14 protein-coding genes are annotated in these 18396 nt (G+C 74.1%); 7 read left to right on the top strand and 7 right to left on the bottom strand.

The genetic code is table 11. The annotated features are described in order from the left end of the window. Positions 1-482 precede the first annotated feature (482 nt). A complete protein-coding gene (locus ACI1MP_RS17300; protein ID WP_363476299.1) occupies positions 483-1364 on the top strand; it encodes a DUF3027 domain-containing protein in 882 nt (293 codons plus the stop codon). A gap of 167 nt (positions 1365-1531) precedes the next feature. After that, positions 1532-4849 (top strand): sacsin N-terminal ATP-binding-like domain-containing protein, encoded by a 3318-nt coding sequence (locus ACI1MP_RS17295; protein WP_380339858.1) that lies wholly within the window; start codon positions 1532-1534, stop codon positions 4847-4849. Positions 4850-4868: 19 nt separating this feature from the next. Here the strand turns inward: ACI1MP_RS17295 and ACI1MP_RS17290 are convergent, their stop codons facing one another. Beyond that, on the bottom strand, positions 4869-7289 hold the full coding sequence (locus tag ACI1MP_RS17290; protein ID WP_404868979.1) for an HAD-IC family P-type ATPase: 2421 nt from the start codon (positions 7287-7289) through the stop codon (positions 4869-4871). A 95-nt stretch (positions 7290-7384) separates the two neighbouring features. After that, on the bottom strand, positions 7385-7660 hold the full coding sequence (locus tag ACI1MP_RS17285; protein WP_404868978.1) for a DUF2530 domain-containing protein: 276 nt from the start codon (positions 7658-7660) through the stop codon (positions 7385-7387). Between the two features lie 193 nt (positions 7661-7853). Between ACI1MP_RS17285 and ACI1MP_RS17280 the strand changes: the two genes are divergently transcribed. Continuing rightward, positions 7854-9314: an NCS2 family permease gene (locus ACI1MP_RS17280; protein WP_043915629.1), complete on the top strand. Its 1461-nt coding sequence runs from the start codon at positions 7854-7856 to the stop codon at positions 9312-9314. Between the two features lie 70 nt (positions 9315-9384). Here ACI1MP_RS17280 and ACI1MP_RS17275 read toward each other — a convergent pair whose 3' ends face one another. From ACI1MP_RS17275 to ACI1MP_RS17265, 3 genes are all read right to left on the bottom strand, one after another. Continuing rightward, positions 9385-9540 (bottom strand): hypothetical protein, encoded by a 156-nt coding sequence (locus tag ACI1MP_RS17275; RefSeq protein ID WP_404868977.1) that lies wholly within the window; start codon positions 9538-9540, stop codon positions 9385-9387. Between the two features lie 26 nt (positions 9541-9566). Further along, a complete protein-coding gene (locus tag ACI1MP_RS17270) occupies positions 9567-10877 on the bottom strand; it encodes a hypothetical protein (RefSeq protein ID WP_100587546.1) in 1311 nt (436 codons plus the stop codon). A 276-nt stretch (positions 10878-11153) separates the two neighbouring features. Continuing rightward, positions 11154-12797 (bottom strand): helix-turn-helix domain-containing protein, encoded by a 1644-nt coding sequence (locus tag ACI1MP_RS17265; protein WP_404868976.1) that lies wholly within the window; start codon positions 12795-12797, stop codon positions 11154-11156. A gap of 233 nt (positions 12798-13030) precedes the next feature. On the opposite strand from ACI1MP_RS17265, the gene aspS reads away from it, so the two are divergent. Continuing rightward, positions 13031-14347, top strand: a complete 1317-nt coding sequence (aspS, locus tag ACI1MP_RS17260; protein WP_404868975.1) for an aspartate--tRNA(Asn) ligase — start codon at positions 13031-13033, stop codon at positions 14345-14347. Between the two features lie 83 nt (positions 14348-14430). On the opposite strand, the gene ACI1MP_RS17255 is transcribed toward aspS, so the two are convergent. Next, positions 14431-14907 (bottom strand): hypothetical protein, encoded by a 477-nt coding sequence (locus tag ACI1MP_RS17255; RefSeq protein ID WP_404868974.1) that lies wholly within the window; start codon positions 14905-14907, stop codon positions 14431-14433. A 184-nt stretch (positions 14908-15091) separates the two neighbouring features. Here ACI1MP_RS17255 and ACI1MP_RS17250 point away from each other — a divergent pair, with 184 nt between their 5' ends. The 3 genes from ACI1MP_RS17250 (at position 15092) to ACI1MP_RS17240 (ending at position 17838) form a co-directional block, all read left to right on the top strand. Continuing rightward, complete coding sequence (locus ACI1MP_RS17250; protein ID WP_100587542.1) at positions 15092-15637, top strand: DUF1707 and FHA domain-containing protein; 546 nt, start codon at positions 15092-15094, stop codon at positions 15635-15637. An 84-nt stretch (positions 15638-15721) separates the two neighbouring features. Next, complete coding sequence (locus ACI1MP_RS17245; RefSeq protein WP_100587541.1) at positions 15722-16156, top strand: MarR family winged helix-turn-helix transcriptional regulator; 435 nt, start codon at positions 15722-15724, stop codon at positions 16154-16156. Positions 16157-16275: 119 nt separating this feature from the next. Further along, positions 16276-17838, top strand: a complete 1563-nt coding sequence (locus ACI1MP_RS17240; protein ID WP_404868973.1) for an MFS transporter — start codon at positions 16276-16278, stop codon at positions 17836-17838. On the opposite strand, the gene ACI1MP_RS17235 is transcribed toward ACI1MP_RS17240, so the two are convergent. Then, the gene (locus tag ACI1MP_RS17235) at positions 17835-18365 is read right to left on the bottom strand and encodes a GNAT family N-acetyltransferase (RefSeq protein ID WP_404868972.1); all 531 of its coding nucleotides are present in this window, start codon (positions 18363-18365) and stop codon (positions 17835-17837) included. The two genes, ACI1MP_RS17240 and ACI1MP_RS17235, sit on opposite strands and share 4 nt — an antisense overlap. Between the last annotated feature and the right edge of the window lie 31 nt (positions 18366-18396).

Here is an 18396-nt window from a genome sequence, read left to right as displayed (position 1 = left end):
GAACCGTCCTGATCGGCCGTCGGGCGCGGCTCGTCCGCCTCCGGCTCGCCGGGGGCTGCGAGATGCTGCCGCGGCTCGTCCGACGGCTCCGGCCGACTCTCGTCCTGCCCGGGGCGCAGTCCGTGCTGCGGCGGGTTCTCCTCCGCCACAAGCCCATCCTGCCCGACAAACGCACGCCGTACGAGTGATTGCCCGCGGCACGGCGCGCCCGCGCCCATGGCCCCGGACTGTGCTCCACCGCCGACCGGCGGGTAGCCTGCACTACGCGCCTGCCCGGCCAGCGCAGGGGGTGGCGGACCGGGGCGGCGCGGCCCGGCCACGGAGCGGTCCCCGGTCGAGCAGAATGGATCGGTCCCGCGTCCGCGGGGGTTGCTCTGGAGACGTGGCAGCGGCAACCGGTGCGAGCCCGCCCAGCGGGGGCCGTCTCGGGACAGACCGCAGAATGACAGGACTGGGAGAGAACCGACGCCGTGAGTGCTGCGATGCGAAGCCGTACCCCTGACCGGCTCTGTGCCGAGGCCGTCGATCTCGCCCGCCAGGCAGTTGTGGAGAGCGTCGGAGAGTCCGTCGTCGGCTCCCACGTGAAGGCGAACGCGGACGCCGAGCGCCTGGTCACCCACACCTTCGAGTGCCTCGACCCGGCCTACCGGGGCTGGCACTGGGCGGTGACCGTGGCCCGCGCCCCGCGCGCCAAGAACGTCACCCTCGACGAACTGGCACTGCTGCCGGGCGCCGACGCCGTCCTCGCCCCCCAGTGGGTGCCGTGGAGCGAGCGCCTGCTGCCCGGCGACCTCGGCCCCGGCGACCTGCTCCCCACCGGCGCGGACGACCTGCGCCTGGAGCCCGGCTGGACCGGCGAGGACGAGCCCGCCCCCAACTCGGCGCTGGTCGAAGCCGCCGAGGAGGAACTGGTGATCGCCGAGAGCGCCATCCAGTCGCCGCCGGCCCGCGCCGAGATCGGCGCCGTGGCCGACGAGCTGGGCCTGGGCCGCCCCCGCGTGCTCTCCCGGAAGGGCCTGCACCAGGCCGCCGAACGCTGGGAGACGGCGTACGGGGCGCAGACGCCCATGGCGCAGTCCGCCCCCGCCTCCTGCAACACCTGCGGCTTCCTGATCCCGATCGGCGGCTCGCTCGGACAGGCCTTCGGCGTCTGCGGCAACGAATTCGGCCCGGCCGACGGCCAGGTCGTCTCGCTCGCCTACGGCTGCGGCGCCCACTCCGAGGCCGCGGTCCTCCCGGCCCCGCCGGTCCCCTCCGAGCTCATCCTCGACGAGACCGTGGTCGAGCCGCTGCACATCCACCCGGACCGCACCTCGGGCTCCGTCGAACCGGACGCGCCCGCGGAGGAGCTCGGGCACTCGTAACGAGGGCCGGCGGGCGCGAAGACAGGGGCGCGTGGGGGTACCTCCCAGACCTGGCGGGCCGGGAGGTACCCCCACGCGCCCCTGATTGCGCACCCACCCGCTCTCGTCCTTCCCCCCTGGCAGAATGCCGTCTCGTTACGCAGACCACACGAAGGGCGGCTCGGCACGTGGAGTCTCGGATCATCGGCAGCGCGGCGTCCCCCGAGGGCCCGGACGTCTTCGACACGGCCCGGCTGCGGCACACCGTGCTGGCGGCGTGGACGGCTGCACCGGCGAGATTCCGGGAGGACGCGAACGCCGAGGAGGAGCTCGCGCTCGGCGGGTACCGCGACCGGCTGATCGTCGAGTTGGCGCAGAACGCCGCGGATGCGGCGGCCCGCGCGGGAGTCGTCGGCCGGCTCCGGCTGACCCTGCGGGACGGGGTGCTGGCGGCGGCCAACACCGGTGCGCCGCTGGACGCCGAGGCGGTGGAGTCGCTGTCCACGCTGCGGGCGTCCGCCAAGCGGGGGGACGAGCGGCCGGTGGTGGGCCGGTTCGGCGTGGGGTTCTCCGCGGTGCTGGCCGTCAGCGACGAGCCCGCGGTGCTGAGCCACTCCGGCGGGGTGCGCTGGTCGCTGGCCGAGGCGCGCGCGCTGGTCGAGGAACGGCCGGAACTGGCCGAGGAGCTGACGCGCCGTGAGGGGCACGTGCCGCTGCTCCGGCTGCCGTTCGCGACGGAGGGGCGGGCCCCGGAGGGCTACCACACGGTGGTGGTGCTGCCGCTGCGCGACAGCGCCGCCGAGGACCTGACGGCCCGGCTGCTGGCGGCGGTCGACGACGCGCTGCTGCTGACCCTGCCGGGCCTGGCCGAGGTGGTCGTGGAGACCGCCGACGGGGTGCGCACGCTCACCCGCAGCGCGCAGCCGCCGCGGCCGGAACAGCTGCCGACCGTCACCGTCACCGACGGGGAGCGCAGCACCGTCTGGCAGACCGTCGGCGCGTCCGGCACGGCGTCGGCGGAGCTGCTGGCCGACCGCACCACCGAGGAGCGGGCCCGGCCGCAGTGGACGCTGACCTGGGCGGTGCCGGTGGACGGGAAGGGGCGTCCGCAGCGGCCCGGGACCGCCGCCGTGGTGCACGCGCCGACGCCGAGCGAGGAGCCGCTCGGGGTGCCGGCGCTGCTGATCGCCTCGTTCCCGCTGGACCCGACCCGCCGGCACGTCGCGCCCGGCCCGCTGACCGACTTCCTGGTGGAACGCGCCGCCGAGGCGTACGTCGAGCTGCTGCGCACCCGCGGCGCGGACGTCCACTCGCTGGACCTGGTGCCGTCCCCGCTGGGCGGGGGCGCGCTCGACAACGCGCTGCGCACCGCGATCCTGGACCGCCTGCCCGGGACGCCGTTCCTGCCGCACCCGCGCGGCACCGAGGAGGGCACCCCGGCGCTGCGCCCGCAGGACGCGGTGCTGCTGGAGGGCGCCGACGACTCGGTGGTGGAGGCGCTCGCACCGATCTTCCCCGGCCTGCTGCCGGCCGGCCTGGAGCGCCGCACCGAGCTGCGCACGCTGCGGGTGCGCCGGGTCCCGCTGGCCGAGGTGGTCGACCAGCTGGGCGGCCTGGAGCGCGACCCCGCGTGGTGGCGGAGCCTGTACGCGGCGCTGGCCGGCGCCGACCCGGAGGCGCTCGGCGCGCTGCCCGTCCCGCTGGCCGACGGCCGTACGGTGACCGGCCCGCGCCGGGTCCTGCTGCCGTCCGACGCCGCCGACTGGGCCGGCTTCGAGGGCTACCCCGAGTCGCTGGCCGAGGCCCTCGACCTGCTGGACCTGCGCCTGGCCCACCCCGAGGCCGCGCACCCGCTGCTGGCCAAGCTGGGCGCCGCCACCGCCACCCCCGCGGGCCTGCTGGAGACCCCCGAGCTGCGGGCCGCCGTCGCTCGTTCGCTGGAGCTCGGCGAGGACGACTACGACGCCGCGGTGGACCTCGCGGACGCCGTGCTGGCGCTGGTGAAGGCCGCCGCGCCGGCCCCCGGCGAGCACCCGTGGCTGGCCCGGCTGGCGCTCCCCGACGACGAGGGCGAACTCGCCCGCGCGGGCGAACTGCTGCTCCCCGACAGCCCGTTGGCGAACCTGGCGGGCGAGGACGACGCCGCGTTCGTGGACGAGGACCTGCTGGAGCGCTGGGGCCCCGAGGTGCTGGCCGCGGCCGGCGTGCTCACTGCCTTCACCCTGGTGCGCGCCGAGGACGTCGTCCTCGACCCCGACGACCTGGAGCGGCTCGACCCGACCGCCCCCGCCGACCGCGCCGCCGGCGGCGCCCCGACCGGCCTGATCGACGAGGCCCCCGACGGCCTCGCCGACTGGTGCGAGGACGCCCTGGAGTCCCTGCACGCCGACGACGCGGCCGAGTTGGGCGTCCCGCCGGTGGCCGCCGAACTGCTCGCCGTCCGCGACCTCGACCTGGTCGCCGACGACGCCTGGCCTCAGGCGCTCGCGCTGCTCGCCCGCCCCCCGTACCGGGACGCGGTGGTGACGCCCGTCCGCACCCTGCTGCCCGACGGCACCTACACCGACCTGCCGCCGTACACCGCCTGGTGGCTGCGCGACCACCCCGTGCTGGACGGCCGGGAGCCCGCCGGCCTGCGCGCGGCCGGCGCCGACCCGCTGCTGCGCGGCCTGTACGACGAGGCCCGGACGAACCTGGACCCGCAGTTCCTGCACGCCCTCGGGGTGCGCACCACGCTGGCCGCGCTGCTCGCCGAGCCGCACGGCCCGGAGGAGCTGATCGACCGCCTCACCGACCCGCTGTCCGACGTCACCCACCGTCAACTGCACGGCATCTACAGCGCGTTGGCGGCCCTCCCGGCCGAGCGGGTGGAGGCCCTGGACGTGGTGCGGGCGCTGGCCCCGCTGGACGACGGCACCGGCCGCCGGGACGACCGCACCGTGATCGTCGACTCCACCGCCGCGGTCGTCGCCGACGCCCCCGACCTGGTCGAGCTGCTGCACGACCACCCGGTGCTGCCGGTCCACCCCGGGCTCGCCCCCGCCCTGGCCGAACGCCTGCACGTCTCGCTCGCCAGCGAGGTGGCCGGCGGCCGGGTGCTCTCCGAGGGCACCCTGCACCGCACCCCCGCGGTGGTCCGCGAGCTGCTCCCCGGCTGCCCCGCCGTGTACGAGGAGCACGAGGAACTGCTGGTGGTCGGCCCCGACGGCGAGGACGCCCGGGTGGACTGGCGCTGGGACACCGCCGCCACCGCGCCGGAGCTGCCCTACGACCCGGAGGACGTCGAGGAGTGGGACGAGGGTGGGGGCACCTCCCAGCCCGCCAGGCCTGGGGGAGAGTTCGACGTCCCGCCGGTGCCCGGTCTGCTGCACGCCGCCACGCCCGAGGGCCTGGCCGCGGGCCTGGCCTGGTCCGTCCAGCAGTGGCACCGCCGGTTCGAGATCCTCGCCGCGCTCACCGAACCCGACCGGGCCTACGAACTGCTGGCGGCGCGCGACTACGAGTGACGCCCCGGGAGGGGGAGGCCTACGCCGCCGCGTCGGCCTCCTTCTTCTCGATGAACACCCGCGAGGTGACCTCCAGCAGGCACCCGGCGACCACGGCGATCGCCACGCCGATCAGCGGGTCGCGCCAGCCGACCAGCTGGAGCTGGAAGAAGTCGGACAGCCACGGCACCACCAGCACCAGCGAGAACGCGCCGGCCATGGTGCCGATCAGCAGCAGCCGCCACCAGGTGTAGGGGCGGGCGACGATCGCCAGCACCCAGATCGCGGTGATGAACAGCGTCAGGGTGGCGACCGAGGTGTCCGCCTTCAGTGCCGTGTCGTGGTCGGCGCGGGCCAGCGCGTACGCCACGAAGGTGGCGGTGCCGCAGATGATGCCGCCGGGGACGGCCAGCCGCAGCACCCGCCGCACGAAGCCGGTGCGGGCCCGCTCGTTGTTCGGCGCCAGCGCCAGGAAGAACGCCGGGATGCCGATGGTCAGCGAGGACAGCACCGTCGAGTGCCGCGGCAGGAACGGGTACGGGACCTGGGTGAACACCACCAGCAGCGCCAGCAGCACCGAGTACACGGTCTTCACCAGGAACAGCCCGGCCACCCGCTCGATGTTGCCGATCACCCGGCGGCCCTCGGCGACCACCGACGGCAGGGTGGCGAACCGGTCGTCCAGCAGCACGATCTGCGCGACCGCCCGGGTCGCGTCCGAGCCGGTGCCCATCGCCACGCCGATGTCCGCGTCCTTCAGCGCCAGCACGTCGTTCACGCCGTCGCCGGTCATCGCCACCGTGTGGCCCTTCGACTGCAGCGCGCCGACCAGCGCCCGCTTCTGCTGCGGGGTGACCCGGCCGAACACCGCGGTGCGGTCGGCGACCTCGGCCAGCTGCTCGGGGTCGGTGGGCAGCGTCCGGGCGTCGGTGGCGGTCTCCGCGCCGGGCAGGCCCAGGTGCGCGGCGACCGCGCCGACCGACACCGCGCTGTCGCCGGAGATCACCTTCGCCCGGACGTCCTGCGAGCGGAAGTAGCGCAGGGTGTCCGCGGCGTCCTCGCGCACCCGCTGCTGGAGCACCAGCAGGGCCAGCGGCTCCAGCTGCGCGGCCGGGTCGGGGTCGTCCAGCGGCAGCGGGCTGCGGCCCAGCAGCAGCACCCGCAGGCCCTTCGCGCCGAGCTCGTCGACCTCGGCCAGCGCCGGGTGCCCGGCCGGCAGCAGGATGTCGGGGGCGCCCAGCAGCCAGCTGCCCTCGGCGCCGTCGGGCTCCAGCAGCTGCACTCCGCTCCACTTGCGGGCCGAGGAGAACGGGATCGCCTCCAGCACCCGCCAGCGGCCCTCCTCCGGCGGCCCGTACGCGTCGATGACGGCCTGCATGCTCGGGTTCGGGCGGGTGTCGGCCGCGCCGATCGCGCCCAGCGCCTCGGCGACCCGGGTCTTGGACGCGTCGCCGATCGGACGCAGGTCGATCAGGTCCATGCCGCCCTCGGTGAGGGTGCCGGTCTTGTCCAGGCAGACCGTGTCGACCCGGGCCAGGCCCTCGATCGCGGGCAGCTCCTGGACCAGGCACTGCTTGCGGCCCAGCCGGATCACGCCGATCGCGAAGGCCACCGAGGTCAGCAGCACCAGGCCCTCCGGGACCATCGGCACGATGCCGGCCACCATCCGCCGGACGGCCTCCTGCCAGTCGTTGCGCTGCACTGCGAGCTGGCTGACGATCAGGCCCAGCGCGGTCGGGATCAGCAGGTAGGTGATGATCCGCAGGATCTGGTCGATGCCGGTGCGCAGCTCCGACTTGACCAGGGTGAACCGGCTGGCCTCCTCGGCGAGCTTGGCGGCGTACGCCTCCCGGCCGACCTTGGTCGCGGTGAACGCGCCCGCGCCGGCCACCACGAACGAGCCCGACATCACGTGGTCGCCCGGGCGCTTGTGCACCGCGTCCGGCTCGCCGGTCAGCAGCGACTCGTCGATCTCCAGGCCGTCCGCCTCGGTGACCGTGCCGTCCACCACGACCTTGTCGCCGATGCCGAGCAGCACTGTGTCGTCCAGCACGATCTCGCCGGTGGCGACCTGGACGGCCGCGCCGTCCCGCCGCACCTGCGGGCGGGCCTCGCCGATCAGCGCCAGGCTGTCCAGGGTCTTCTTGGCGCGCAGCTCCTGGATGATGCCGATCGCCGTGTTGGCGACGATTACCAGGCCGAACAGGCCGTCCTGGATCGGTCCGACCACCAGGATGATGCCGAACATCACGCCGATGATCGCGTTGAACCGGGTGAAGACATTGGCGCGGACGATCTCCCGCACCGAGCGGCTGGAACGCACCGGCACGTCGTTGACCTGCCCGCGGGCGATCCGCTCCGCCACCTCGGCCCCGGTCAGGCCGGGGTGGTAGGCCCCGCCCGCGCCGGAGGGGTGCGAGCCGGGGCTCGCAGGAGCAGTGCCTTCCGCTGGGTGCGTCATGGCACCGACTCTAGGTGGGCGATTTGAGCAGTGCGCCCCGCCTCGGCCGTTTCGTGCCGGACGAGTGTCAGCTCACACCGTCCCCGGGCCGCTGCCTACGGCGTGGCGTCGGTGGTCTGCGCCGCCTCGGCGGCGCGGGCGCGGCGGATCGCGTCCCGGCGGGCCCGGCAGTACTTCAGGCCGAGCAGGCCGAGCAGGCCGCCGGACAGGCAGACCCACGGCCAGTTGCCGTGGCCGTGGTCGGAAAGCCAGCCCTGGAACGGCAGCAGCACCACGAAAGCGACGAACCACAGCACCGTGCCGGTGCCGACAATGGCGACGTCGTTCGCCTCTAGCGGCGGGGGGGCGGAGCGCAGCGCGGTCTTGGGCATGCGCCTAGGGTACGGGGCGGGTCCGGGCGGGTGGCGGGGGTCCGGTCGGACCGGGACCGGCAGCGGCTCTTTCGTATTCGATCGATGCCGATCGTAAGGGCCTCGCTCTACGCGCGAAGATGGCGCGTCCACGACGGGGATCGCCATACTGAAACTCCCCCCACCCTTGCCTCACCCGATCGAGGACGCCCGAATGTCTCAGGCCCAGTCGACCACCGCGTCGCCCGAGCCCTCCCAGAACGCGCCGAAGCCCTCGTCCGGCGCGCTGGACCGCTACTTCAGAATCTCCGAGCGCGGCTCCACGCTGCCCCGTGAGATCCGCGGTGGTGTCGCCACGTTCTTCACCATGGCGTACATCCTGGTGCTCAACCCGATCATCCTGGCCTCGGCCACGGACATGAACGGCGCCCACCTCAGCAGCGCCCAGCTGGTCACCGCCACCGCGCTCACCGCCGGTCTGACCACCCTGCTGATGGGCGTCATCGGCAACGTTCCGATCGGCCTCGCCGCGGGCCTGGGCGTCAACACCATCGTGGCGCTCCAGCTCGCCCCCAAGATGACCTGGCCCGACGCCATGGGCATGGTGGTGCTGGCCGGCTTCGCGATCATGCTGCTGGTCGCCACCGGTCTGCGCGAGCGCGTCATGAACGCCGTCCCGCTCGGGCTGCGCAAGGCCATCGCCATCGGCATCGGCCTGTTCATCGCCCTGGTCGGCCTGGTCGACTCCGGCTTCGTCTCCCGCATCCCGGACGCCGCCCACACCACCGTCCCGCTCCAGCTCGGCGCCGGCGGCCACCTGCACGGCTGGCCCGTCCTGATCTTCATCGTCGGCCTGCTGCTCACCATGGCGCTGGTCGTGCGCAAGGTGCCCGGCGCGATCCTCATCTCGATCGCCGTGATGACCGCCGCCGCCGTGATCATCCAGCAGTTCGCGGACCTGGCCCCCGAGCACTGGGGCCTCACCGTCCCGGCCTGGCCCGGCAACCCCGTCGCCACTCCCGACTTCGGCCTGGTCGGCCAGGTCAGCCTGTTCGGCGGCTTCTCCAAGGTCGGCGTGCTGACCGGCATCCTGTTCGTCTTCACCGTGCTGATGAGCTGCTTCTTCGACGCGATGGGCACCATCCTCGGCGTCGCCGACGAGGCCCACCTGCTCGACGAGAAGGGCGACCTGCCCGGCATCAACAAGGTCCTGATGATCGACGGCATCGCCACCGCGGCCGGCGGCGCGACCTCCTCCTCCGCGAACACCTGCTTCGTCGAGTCCACCGCCGGCGTCGGCGAGGGCGCCCGCACCGGCTTCGCCTCCGTCGTCACCGGCGCGCTCTTCATGGTCGCCCTCTTCCTCACCCCCCTCGCGACCATGGTCCCGGCCCAGGCCGCCACCCCCGCGCTGGTCACCGTCGGTTTCCTGATCCTGGCGAACTCCATCAAGGACATCGACTGGTCCGACTACACCATCGCGATGCCGGCCTTCCTCACCATCGCGATGATGCCGTTCACCTACTCCATCACCAACGGCATCGGCTTCGGCTTCATCGCCTTCTGCCTCCTCCGCGTGGTGGCCGGCCGGGCCCGCACCGTCCCGATCCCGATGTACTGCGTCGCCGCGGTCTTCGCCTTCTACTACCTGATGCCGGCCCTCGGCCTGCTCTGACCCCCAGGTCGCCCGACGGCCCTCTCCCGCGACTGCGGGGGAGGGCCGTCTGCTGTCTCCCGGGGGCGGGTCAGCGTGGGGCGAGGCGGCGGGCGAGGAGGGCGGCGGTGGTGAGGAGGGGGAGGGGGTCGAGGTCGCCGGTGAGGCGGAGGGTGGTGGTGAGGACGAGGACGACGACGATCAGGATGGTGCGGTCGGCGGGCGGGGAGGGGCGGGTGCGGGGCATGGACGGTTCTCCTTTCGGGCGGTGGGTCAGCCGAGGGTGCGGGTGACCAGGTCGTCGACGGTCTGGGCGGGGCGGAGGGTCTCGAACCGGACGGCGCCGGTGGAGTCGGTGCGGGCGCCGTGGACGGGGGGTTCGGGGAGGGAGTTGTAGCTGAAGTGGTGGCTGGCGTAATAGGCGCCGGTGTCGAGGAGGCAGACCAGGTCGCCGGGCTCCAGCAGGGGCAGCGGGCGGGCGCGGGCGACCAGGTCGCCGGCGAAGCAGCAGGGGCCGGCCACGTCCTGCGGGACGAGCGGGCCCTGCTTGGCGGCGCCGGACGGGGAGTGGGCGGTGATCCGGAGCGGCCAGCTGTCGGGCATGAAGACGGTGCGGGTGGCGACCTGGGCGCCGGCGTGGCCGACGGCGATGGCCCGGCCGCCGGCCGTCTTGGTGTATTCGATCCGGGAGGCGAGGAAGCCGGCCTTGGCCAGCACGGACCGGCCGAACTCGGTGACCAGCCGGTAGTCGCCGCCGAACAGCGCGGGGGCGTGGTGCCGGAGCTGCTCGACGTAGGCGTCCCAGCCGGGCGTGATCCGGTCGTCGGCGAAGTTGACCGGCAGGCCGCCGCCGAGGTCGATGCCGGTGACCTGGCGGCGGCCCAGTTCCCGGTTGACGCGTTCGGCGAAGTCGACGGTCGCGCCGACGCCGGCCGCCATCCGGGACAGGTCCACGCCCTGGGAGCCGATGTGGCAGTGCAGCCAGGTCAGCCAGGGGCGGGCGCGGAAGGCGTCGACCAGCCGGTCGGCGTTGCCGGGGTCGGCCAGCGGGATGCCGAACTTGGAGGTGGCGGTGGCGGTGCTCATCGCCGCGATGCTGCCGCCGCCGACCTGCGGGTTGATCCGGACGCCGATCCGGGACGTGGTGGGGCGGCCGGCCAGCAGCTCGTCGACGCGGGCGAGTTCCTGCCAGTTGTCGAGGTTGACGGCGACGCCGAGGTCCAGCGCGAGGGCCAGTTCACGGCGGGTCTTGGCGGGGGAGTCCAGCACGATCCGGTCGGGTGCGAAGCCGGCCGCCAGGGCCTGCGCGAACTCGCCGGGGCTGGCGACCTCGCAGCCCATGCCGAGGCCGCGCAGCCGGCGCAGCACCGGTCCGAGCGGGTTGGCCTTGGCGGCGAACGCGTGCAGCACGTCGAGCCGGGCGGGGAAGGCGGCGTGCAGCGCGGCCACGGTCTCGGTGACGGCGTCCAGGTCGAGGAAGGCGGCCAGCGGGGTGTCCTCCGGGTCGAGCAGGCCGTCGCGGACGGCGGCGCGGAGGATGAGTTCGCGGCGCTCGGCGCCGATCAGGGGCTGGTGGTCGGTCATGGGGCACGCTCCGCGCGAGGTCGGCAGGAAGGGGACCGGGCCCGATGGCGTTCCGGGCCGTGGTTCCAGCGTGCGGTTCGGGGTGCCGCCGTGTCTGTGCCCGCCGCGCCGGGTTTCGGCGGGTGCGACGGGCGCGCGCACCGCGGGCCGTGCCCGTTCGGGTGGGGCCGGTGCGGGGCGACGGTCCGGGCGGGTCGGGGGTGTGCGGGCGGACGGGCGGCGGGCGGGCGGGGGCGAATCGGTGTCCGGGCACGGATTCGGCGGTCCGAAACGGTGTCAGGGCGCGGTGGTCCGGCCGGACTCGTGGTCCAGCAGCCGCAGTTGGAGGTGGGCGAGCAGGCGGGCGTCCGGATCGGCGACCTTCAGGCGGGCGATCTTCAGGACCTTCTTGTGGAAGCGGTCGGAGAAGGTGGTCCGGGCCACGCCCAACGAGTCGGCGGCGCGGCCGAGTTCGCCGGAGTTCTCCAGGTAGGCGCGCAGGGCGTCCAACAGGCTGCGGTCGCCCTTCTGCCCGGCGTCCTCGACCAGCCGGAACACCGAGGTCCGGACCGGCAGCGGCAGGTCGCGCAGGGTCTCCAGGACGTGCCACAGGGCCACCGCGTCGGCGACCTCGTCGACGGTGGCGTGGTCGAGCGCGGCGCGCCCGAACAGCAGGCCGCTGAGGGCGAGTTCGGCGGACTCGCGGGAGCGGGAGGCGTGGTCGAGGCGGTCCTGGACGGGGCCGAGGCCGACGAGGACGCGGGTCTTCAGATGGGCGGTCAGGTCGGCGGCCAGACGGTGGCCGTAGTCGGCGACCTGGAGTTCGGCGGTGGGCGGGTCGGCGGCGAGGCCGGCCAGCAGGATCAGCACGCCGCGCTCGCAGGGCAGCAGCAGGGAGCTGCGGCCGGGTCCGGCGGGGTGCCAGCCGGCGTGCCGGGCCAGCCGGACCCGCAGGTCGTCGTCGAGGGGGCCGTCGACGCCGACGGCGAGGACGGCGCAGCGGCTGTCGGCGGGCAGGCCGCTGTGCCGGGCGAGCAGGGCGCCGGAGCCGCGGCCGTCGAGGACCGCGCGGGTGGCCTCGGCGAGCAGTTCGCTGTGGCCGTGGTGCCGGGAGTGGTGGTGCAGCAGGTGGGCGGCGGCCAGCCGGGCGGCGACCTGCAGGGCGTCGACGGCGCTGTCCTGGAGGGTGCGCCCGTTCAGCGCGGCGACCCAGATCGAGCCGAGGCGTTCGTCGCCGACCTGGACCGCCACCGCCATCCGCTCCGGGATCCGGTCGGTGGCGCGGCGGTGCAACACCTTCTTGCTGGACCAGAGTTCCTTGAAGAAGCCGTCCTCGGTCATCGCCCGGCGCCGTTCCTCGGGGACCTGCCCGGTGGAGATGGTGTGGATCCGGATCGGGTCGAGTTCGGCGCTCTCCGCGTAGTGCGCGAGGACCCGGGAGTCGGGGTCCTCGATGGTCACCGCGCCCTGCACCTGGGCGGCGATCAGCCGGGCCAGCTTGCCGAGGTCGCCGAGCGGCACATTGGCGCTGTCGGGGACGGGGCCGATCGCTGCGGCGGCCCCCAGGGTGTTGATCAGTCGCGGCCAGGTCATCCAGGTGGCGCGGAACAGCAGCGCCGTCCCGGCCTGTTCGGCGAGCGCCGCCAGTTGCTGCTTGCGGTCGGGGTTGCGGTTCTCGCGCAGCACCACGCCCGCGGCCTCGGCCGCCCCGGCGGTGCGCAGCAGGTTCTCGGCCTCGGCGCTGTCCGAGTCGAGGCCGGCGGCGACCACCAGGTCGCCCCGGCCGATCGGCCGGTCGAGCGGGTCGTACACCACCAGCTGCCGGACGGGCGTCTGCGCCCGGGGCAGCGTCGCCACCTCGATCTGGTGGCCGACCAGGTCGATCAGCCCTTCCAGGGTCTGCGGCCGCACCGTCGGCCGGTCCCATGCGTCCTCGCCCATCGGGCGACCTCCCCAGCTGCACACGTATCGCCGGTCGGCCGTCAACTCCCCCTTGCCACAGCCGAGTCGGGCCATCCTACGGCCGCTGCGGAGGCCCGGGGAGGTGTCTCGGCCGGGAAAACCGGAGGTGTGGCGGGTGGGCGGGCGGCTACCGTGGGCGCGTCCTCGGGCGGCTGTTTACCGCTCTTCTTGTGGCGCGAACAACGCGTCCGCAACCCAGGGAGTTGCTGATCATGGTACGAACCCTCGTCGGTGCGTTGGGGTCCGCGGTGGACTCGACGGTGACGGTCAAGGGGTGGGTGCACACGCTGCGGCTGCAGAGCAGAGTGCAGTTCGTGGTGGTGCGGGACCACACCGGAATGGTGCAGGTGACCCACCGGCGCGGGGGTGACGGGGACCGGCTGGACGAGCTGCTGCGCGGCCTGACCCCGGAGTCGGCTGTGGAGATCACCGGGAAGGTGGTCGCCAACCCGATCGTCAAGCTCGGCGGCCTGGAGATCGTGCCGGAGCGGATCGAGGTGGTCTCGGCCGCCGAACCCGGCCTGCCGATCGACGCCGGGACCGGGCCGGAACAGCGGCTGAACTGGCGCTTCCTGGACCTGCGGAGCCCGCAGCGGCGGCTGGTGTTCGAGGTGCAGACCACCGTCGAGCAGGCGATGCGCGAGGTCGCGGCCGAGGAGGGCTGCACCGAACTGCACACGCCGAAGCTGATGGGCACGCCCTCCGAGTCCGGCGCCGAGGTGTTCCGGGTCGGGTACTTCGACCGGACGGCGTACCTCGCCCAATCGCCGCAGTTCTACAAGCAGATGGCGATCGCCGCCGGCATCGACCGGGTCTTCGAGATCGGCCCGGTGTTCCGCGCCGAGCCCTCCTTCACCTCCCGGCACTCCACCGAATTCACCGGCGTGGACGTCGAGTTGGCGTGGATCGACGCCGTCGAGGACGTGATGTCCTTCCTTGAGCGGATGCTGCACCGGGTGCTGGAGCGGGTCGCCGAACGGCACGGCGAGCAGATCGAGCAGTGCGGCAGCACCCGCGTCGTGGTGCCCGAACTCCCCTTCCCCCGGCTGACCATGGCGCAGGCGACGGCGAAGCTGCGGGCCGCCGGCTGGGACCGGGAGGGCGTCCGGGAGGACCTGGACCCGGAGGGCGAGCGGCTGCTCTGCGCGCTGGTCGCCGAGGAGTACGGGCACGAGTTCGTGTTCGTCACCCGGTTCCCGGCCTCGGTACGGCCGTTCTACCACCGCCGGCCCGCCGACGACCCGGGCGTCACCGACTCCTTCGACCTGCTGTGGAAGGGCGTGGAGATCACCACCGGCGCGCAGCGCGAGCACCGGCACGGCCAACTCGTCGCGCAGGCCCGGGAGAAGGGCATGGACGCGAGCCCGGAGGGCGCGCTCGGCCGCTACCTGGACTGCTTCCGCTACGGCATGCCCCCGCACGGCGGCTTCGGACTGGGCCTCGGCCGGGTGCTGATGCTGGCACTCGGGCTGCCGTCGATCCGGGACGCGGTCTTCCTGTTCCGCGGCCCGAACCGCCTGGAGCCGTAACGCCGTTAGCCGTAACGCCGTTCGGCGCTCGCCGTGCGGTGTTCGGCGTTCGGCCCGAACCCGCCCGGAACCCCCGGGCGGGTTCAGCGTCCGACGCGGGCCGCGCCGGACGGCCACATCACCCGCACCGGTATCCCCGCGGCCCGGGCGGCGGCGACCATGTCGGCCGTCCCGCCCGGGCCGTTGCCCGGCCCGCCGTCCCAGACCGCGACCAACTCGTCCGCCAGCGCGAGCAGTTCGACGTTGGCGGCGACGTAGGCGGCGTCGTCGAGCACGGCCGCGGGCAGCACCAGCACCCGGTCGGCGGCGGCCCGCAGCCGGGCGAAGTCGGACCCGGCCCCCGGACCGGGGTAGGACGGACTCGGCAGCACGGCGACCAGTCGGGCGCCGCGGGCCAGGACGGCGTCCGCGAACAGCGTGTCGGCGCCCGGCGCGAGGCACGACACGCCCGTCAACTCCCCGGTCGGGTAAGGCGCGAGGAGGGCGTCGAGGGCGGCGCGCACCGCGTGGGCGGTGGCCGGGGTGAGGTCCATGTGCCCGGTCACGGCGATCACGGGCATGGCGGTGCTCCCTCGTGCGGTGGATCGTGCTGCGCCGGATCCTGCCAGGAGGGGCCTTGCGGGGTGGGCGAGTTGACTGTCAATTCGCCGAAAGAGGCCCGGTGGGGGCGCAGTTGAGGACTGTGACGATCGGGGGCGCACCACCTGCTGGACAGTCGCGCCCCGCCCGGCCGACAATCGCGCCATGAGCGCTCAGGAGTTCGGCACCGGACTGGCCCGCCCCTCGCAGGGCGAGCGGGACAGCGCGCTGGAAGTCCTGCGGGACGGCGTCGGCAGCGGCCGGCTCTCCCACGACACCTTCATCCGCCGGATGGAACTGGTGCTCACCGCCCGCAGCCGCGCCGAACTCGCCGAGGTCGTCGCCGACCTGCGCACCTACGGCCCGGTCTCCCGACTGCTGCTGCGCAGCGTCGCCAAGGTCTCCGCGCTGAACGTCCGGCTGCGGCAGACCTGGCAGGCCGAGCAGCTCACCCGCCTGCAGCTGCCCGCCCCGGCCGTCGGCCGGCTGCTGATCGGCCGGATGATCGGTTCCGGCCTGCGCCTCGGCGACGCGACCGTCTCCCGCCGGCACGCCGAACTGCGCTTCGAGGGCGGCGACTGGGTGCTCTACGACCTCGGCTCCAGCAACGGCACCTACGTCAACGACCGCCGCCTGGCCGGCAGCACCGTCGTCCGCCCCGGCGACCGCCTGCGCTTCGGCCGGCTGGCCTTCCAACTCAGCGCGGACTGACCGCCGGGACGGCCCCGACCGCCCCCGGACGGGCGTGATCGAAATCAATTTTCTTTAGCTTTGGTAATGACGTAGGCTAAGGACATGCCCGAGATGTCCGAGGACGACCTGGTGGCGGTCAGCCAGCTGCGGTCGTCCGCGATGCGCCTGGCCCGACGGTTGCGACACCAGAGGGTCGAGGAGTCGCTGAGCCCCACCGAGATGGGAGTGCTCGGCACGCTTGCCCGTTGCGGCAAGGCGACGCCCGGCGAGCTGGCGCGCAAGGAGCACGTCCAGCCGCCCTCCATGACCAGGATCATCGCGATGCTGGAGGAGAAGGGCCTGGTACGGCGCGAGCCGCACCCGGAGGACCGCCGACAGGTGGTGGTCAGCAGCACCGAACAGGCCGAGCAGATCCTCAACGAGTCCCGTCGGCGGCGCAACGCCTGGCTGGCGGAGCTCGCCGAGGGCCTCGACGAGGACGAGTGGGAGCGGCTGAAAGCCGCCGCGCCCGTGCTCTACAAACTGGCCCACCTGTAGGCCGACCGGCCACCGTCTCAGGGCGAACGAAGGAGAACCGCATCACCGCAGCACCCACCAGCGCCACACACCGCGCCGCGGCCGTCGAAACGGTCGCGGCGCGTCGAGGGGAGACCACTGTGACACCGCCGGCCGCCCGCGCCGCCGCGATCCGCACCGCGACCATCCGCACCGACTTCCGCACCGACCCCCGACGCATCACCGCCCGTCCCACCGGGCAGCGCACCGACGAGCCGTTCGCCGACGAGGCGGCCGCCGCCGAACCCGCGCCCACCGGCGCACCCGCCGCGCAGAGCCAGGCGCCCGCCCCCGCGGGCCTGCCGGGCAGCGGCGACGACGACCCCGAGGAACGCACCGCGGCGGAGACCCCCGCCGCTTCGCCGGGCCGGTTCACCCGCCCGGGAGGGATGTTCTCGTCCCTGCGCATCCGCAACTACCGGTACTACTTCGCCGGTCAGGTCGTCTCGAACACCGGCACCTGGATGCAGCGCATCGCCCAGGACTGGCTGGTCCTCAGCCTCACCGGCAGCCCCTTCGCGGTCGGCATCACCACCGCCATGCAGTTCCTGCCCATGCTGCTGCTCGGCCTGTGGGGCGGCGTCCTCGCCGACCGGCTGCCCAAGCGCCGCCTGCTGATCGCCACCCAGGGCGCGATGGGCCTGCTCGCCGCCGGCCTCGCCCTGCTCACCATCACCGGCGCCGTCACGGCCGGCGTGGTCTACCTGTTCGCGCTGCTGCTCGGCCTGGTCACGGTCGTCGACAACCCGACCCGGCAGGCCTTCGTCAGCGAGATGGTCCCCGCCAAGGACCTCGCCAACGCGGTCAGCCTGAACGCCGCCAACTTCCAGACCGCCCGACTGGTCGGCCCCGCCGTGGCCGGCGCGCTGATCGCCGCGGTCGGCAGCGGCTGGGCGTTCGCGGTCAACGCACTGTCCTTCGCCGCGGTCATCGGCGGCCTGCTCGCCATGCGCAGCAGCGAACTGCGCCCCGTCGAGCGGATCGCCCGCGAACGCGGACAGCTCCGCGAGGGCCTGCGCTACGTCCGGGAACGGCCCGAACTGCTCTGGCCGATGGTGCTGGCCGGCTTCATCGGCACCTTCGGGTTCAACTTCCCGACCCTGCTCGCCGGCTTCGCGCACGACACCTTCCACGTCGGCGCGGGCGCGTACGGCCTGCTCAACACCGCCATGGCGGTCGGCTCGCTCACCGGCGCGCTGCTCGCCGCACGGCGCGGCGCACCCCGGCTGCGCCGCCTGGTCCTCGCGGCGCTGGCCTTCGGCGCGCTGGAGATCATGGCCGCGTTCGCACCCGGCTACTGGACGTTCGCGCTGCTGCTCACCCTGATCGGCATCTTCGGTCTGACCTTCAACACCTCGGTCAACTCGGCGCTCCAGCTCGGCACCGACCCCGAGATGCGCGGCCGCGTCATGGGCCTGCTGGTCCTGGTCTTCACCGGCGGCACCCCGATCGGCGCCCCGCTGGTCGGCTGGATCACCGCCCAGTACGGACCCCGTCTCGGCCTGCTCGCCTGCGGCCTGGTCTCCGCCGCGGCCGCCGGCGTGGTCGCCCTGGTCCTCGGCCGGATCGGCGGCCTGCGCCTCCGGCTCGACCTGCACCCGGTGCGGGCCCGCGGCCGGGTGTTCTCGGTGGTGCAGAAGGACGACCTGGCGACCGCCTGCTAGTCCCGCGGGACGCGCTGCTCCAGCACCTGGCCCGGCCACGGGCCGGCCGGCTGGTCGACGGTGAACGTGGCGGACCGGGTGAACCCCAGCCGCTCGTACTGCTCGACCAGCCGGCCGTCGCCGCCCGCGTAGCAGTCCACCCGCAGCAGCTCGATGCCGCGGGCCCGGGCCTCCCGCAGGGCGTCCGCGATCAGCGCCGAGCCGATGCCGGACCCGCTGTGCGCCCGGTCGGTGACCAGCCAGCGCACGTACAACTCCCGCTCCGGCGCCGGCGGGGCGTACGACGGAGCCTCCTCCGACAGCACGCACACCCCCAGCGGGTCGCCCCCGCCGGCCGCCCGCTCGGCGACCCGGACCAACTGCTCACGACACGCCTGCTCGGCCCGCGCCACCGACTCCGGACGCTGCGACCACGGCACCGACCCCCACTGGCCGGTACGGCCCTGCGCGGTCAGCCAGGCGACCGCGCCGTCGATGAGTGCGAGCAGGGCGGGAGCGGAGTCGGGACCTCCGGTGCGGATACGCATGGCCTCTGTTCTATCCGGTGGCGGGCATCGG

The organism is Kitasatospora griseola, assembly GCF_044999035.1.
Classification (GTDB): Bacteria; Actinomycetota; Actinomycetes; order Streptomycetales; family Streptomycetaceae; genus Kitasatospora; species Kitasatospora griseola.
This window is presented reverse-complemented; position numbering and strand designations above follow the sequence as displayed.

What these genes read in the sequence shown, in the direction of transcription:
- ACI1MP_RS17300 (WP_363476299.1), top strand. Translation starts at nt 483, where the DNA reads ATGCGAAGCCGTACCCCTGACCGGCTCTGTGCCGAGGCCGTCGATCTC.
- ACI1MP_RS17290 (WP_404868979.1), bottom strand. Translation starts at nt 7,289, where the DNA reads ATGACGCACCCAGCGGAAGGCACTGCTCCTGCGAGCCCCGGCTCGCAC.
- ACI1MP_RS17285 (WP_404868978.1), bottom strand. Translation starts at nt 7,660, where the DNA reads ATGCCCAAGACCGCGCTGCGCTCCGCCCCCCCGCCGCTAGAGGCGAAC.
- ACI1MP_RS17280 (WP_043915629.1), top strand. Translation starts at nt 7,854, where the DNA reads ATGTCTCAGGCCCAGTCGACCACCGCGTCGCCCGAGCCCTCCCAGAAC.
- ACI1MP_RS17275 (WP_404868977.1), bottom strand. Translation starts at nt 9,540, where the DNA reads ATGCCCCGCACCCGCCCCTCCCCGCCCGCCGACCGCACCATCCTGATC.
- ACI1MP_RS17270 (WP_100587546.1), bottom strand. Translation starts at nt 10,877, where the DNA reads ATGACCGACCACCAGCCCCTGATCGGCGCCGAGCGCCGCGAACTCATC.
- ACI1MP_RS17265 (WP_404868976.1), bottom strand. Translation starts at nt 12,797, where the DNA reads ATGGGCGAGGACGCATGGGACCGGCCGACGGTGCGGCCGCAGACCCTG.
- aspS (WP_404868975.1), top strand. Translation starts at nt 13,031, where the DNA reads ATGGTACGAACCCTCGTCGGTGCGTTGGGGTCCGCGGTGGACTCGACG.
- ACI1MP_RS17255 (WP_404868974.1), bottom strand. Translation starts at nt 14,907, where the DNA reads ATGCCCGTGATCGCCGTGACCGGGCACATGGACCTCACCCCGGCCACC.
- ACI1MP_RS17250 (WP_100587542.1), top strand. Translation starts at nt 15,092, where the DNA reads ATGAGCGCTCAGGAGTTCGGCACCGGACTGGCCCGCCCCTCGCAGGGC.
- ACI1MP_RS17245 (WP_100587541.1), top strand. Translation starts at nt 15,722, where the DNA reads ATGCCCGAGATGTCCGAGGACGACCTGGTGGCGGTCAGCCAGCTGCGG.
- ACI1MP_RS17235 (WP_404868972.1), bottom strand. Translation starts at nt 18,365, where the DNA reads ATGCGTATCCGCACCGGAGGTCCCGACTCCGCTCCCGCCCTGCTCGCA.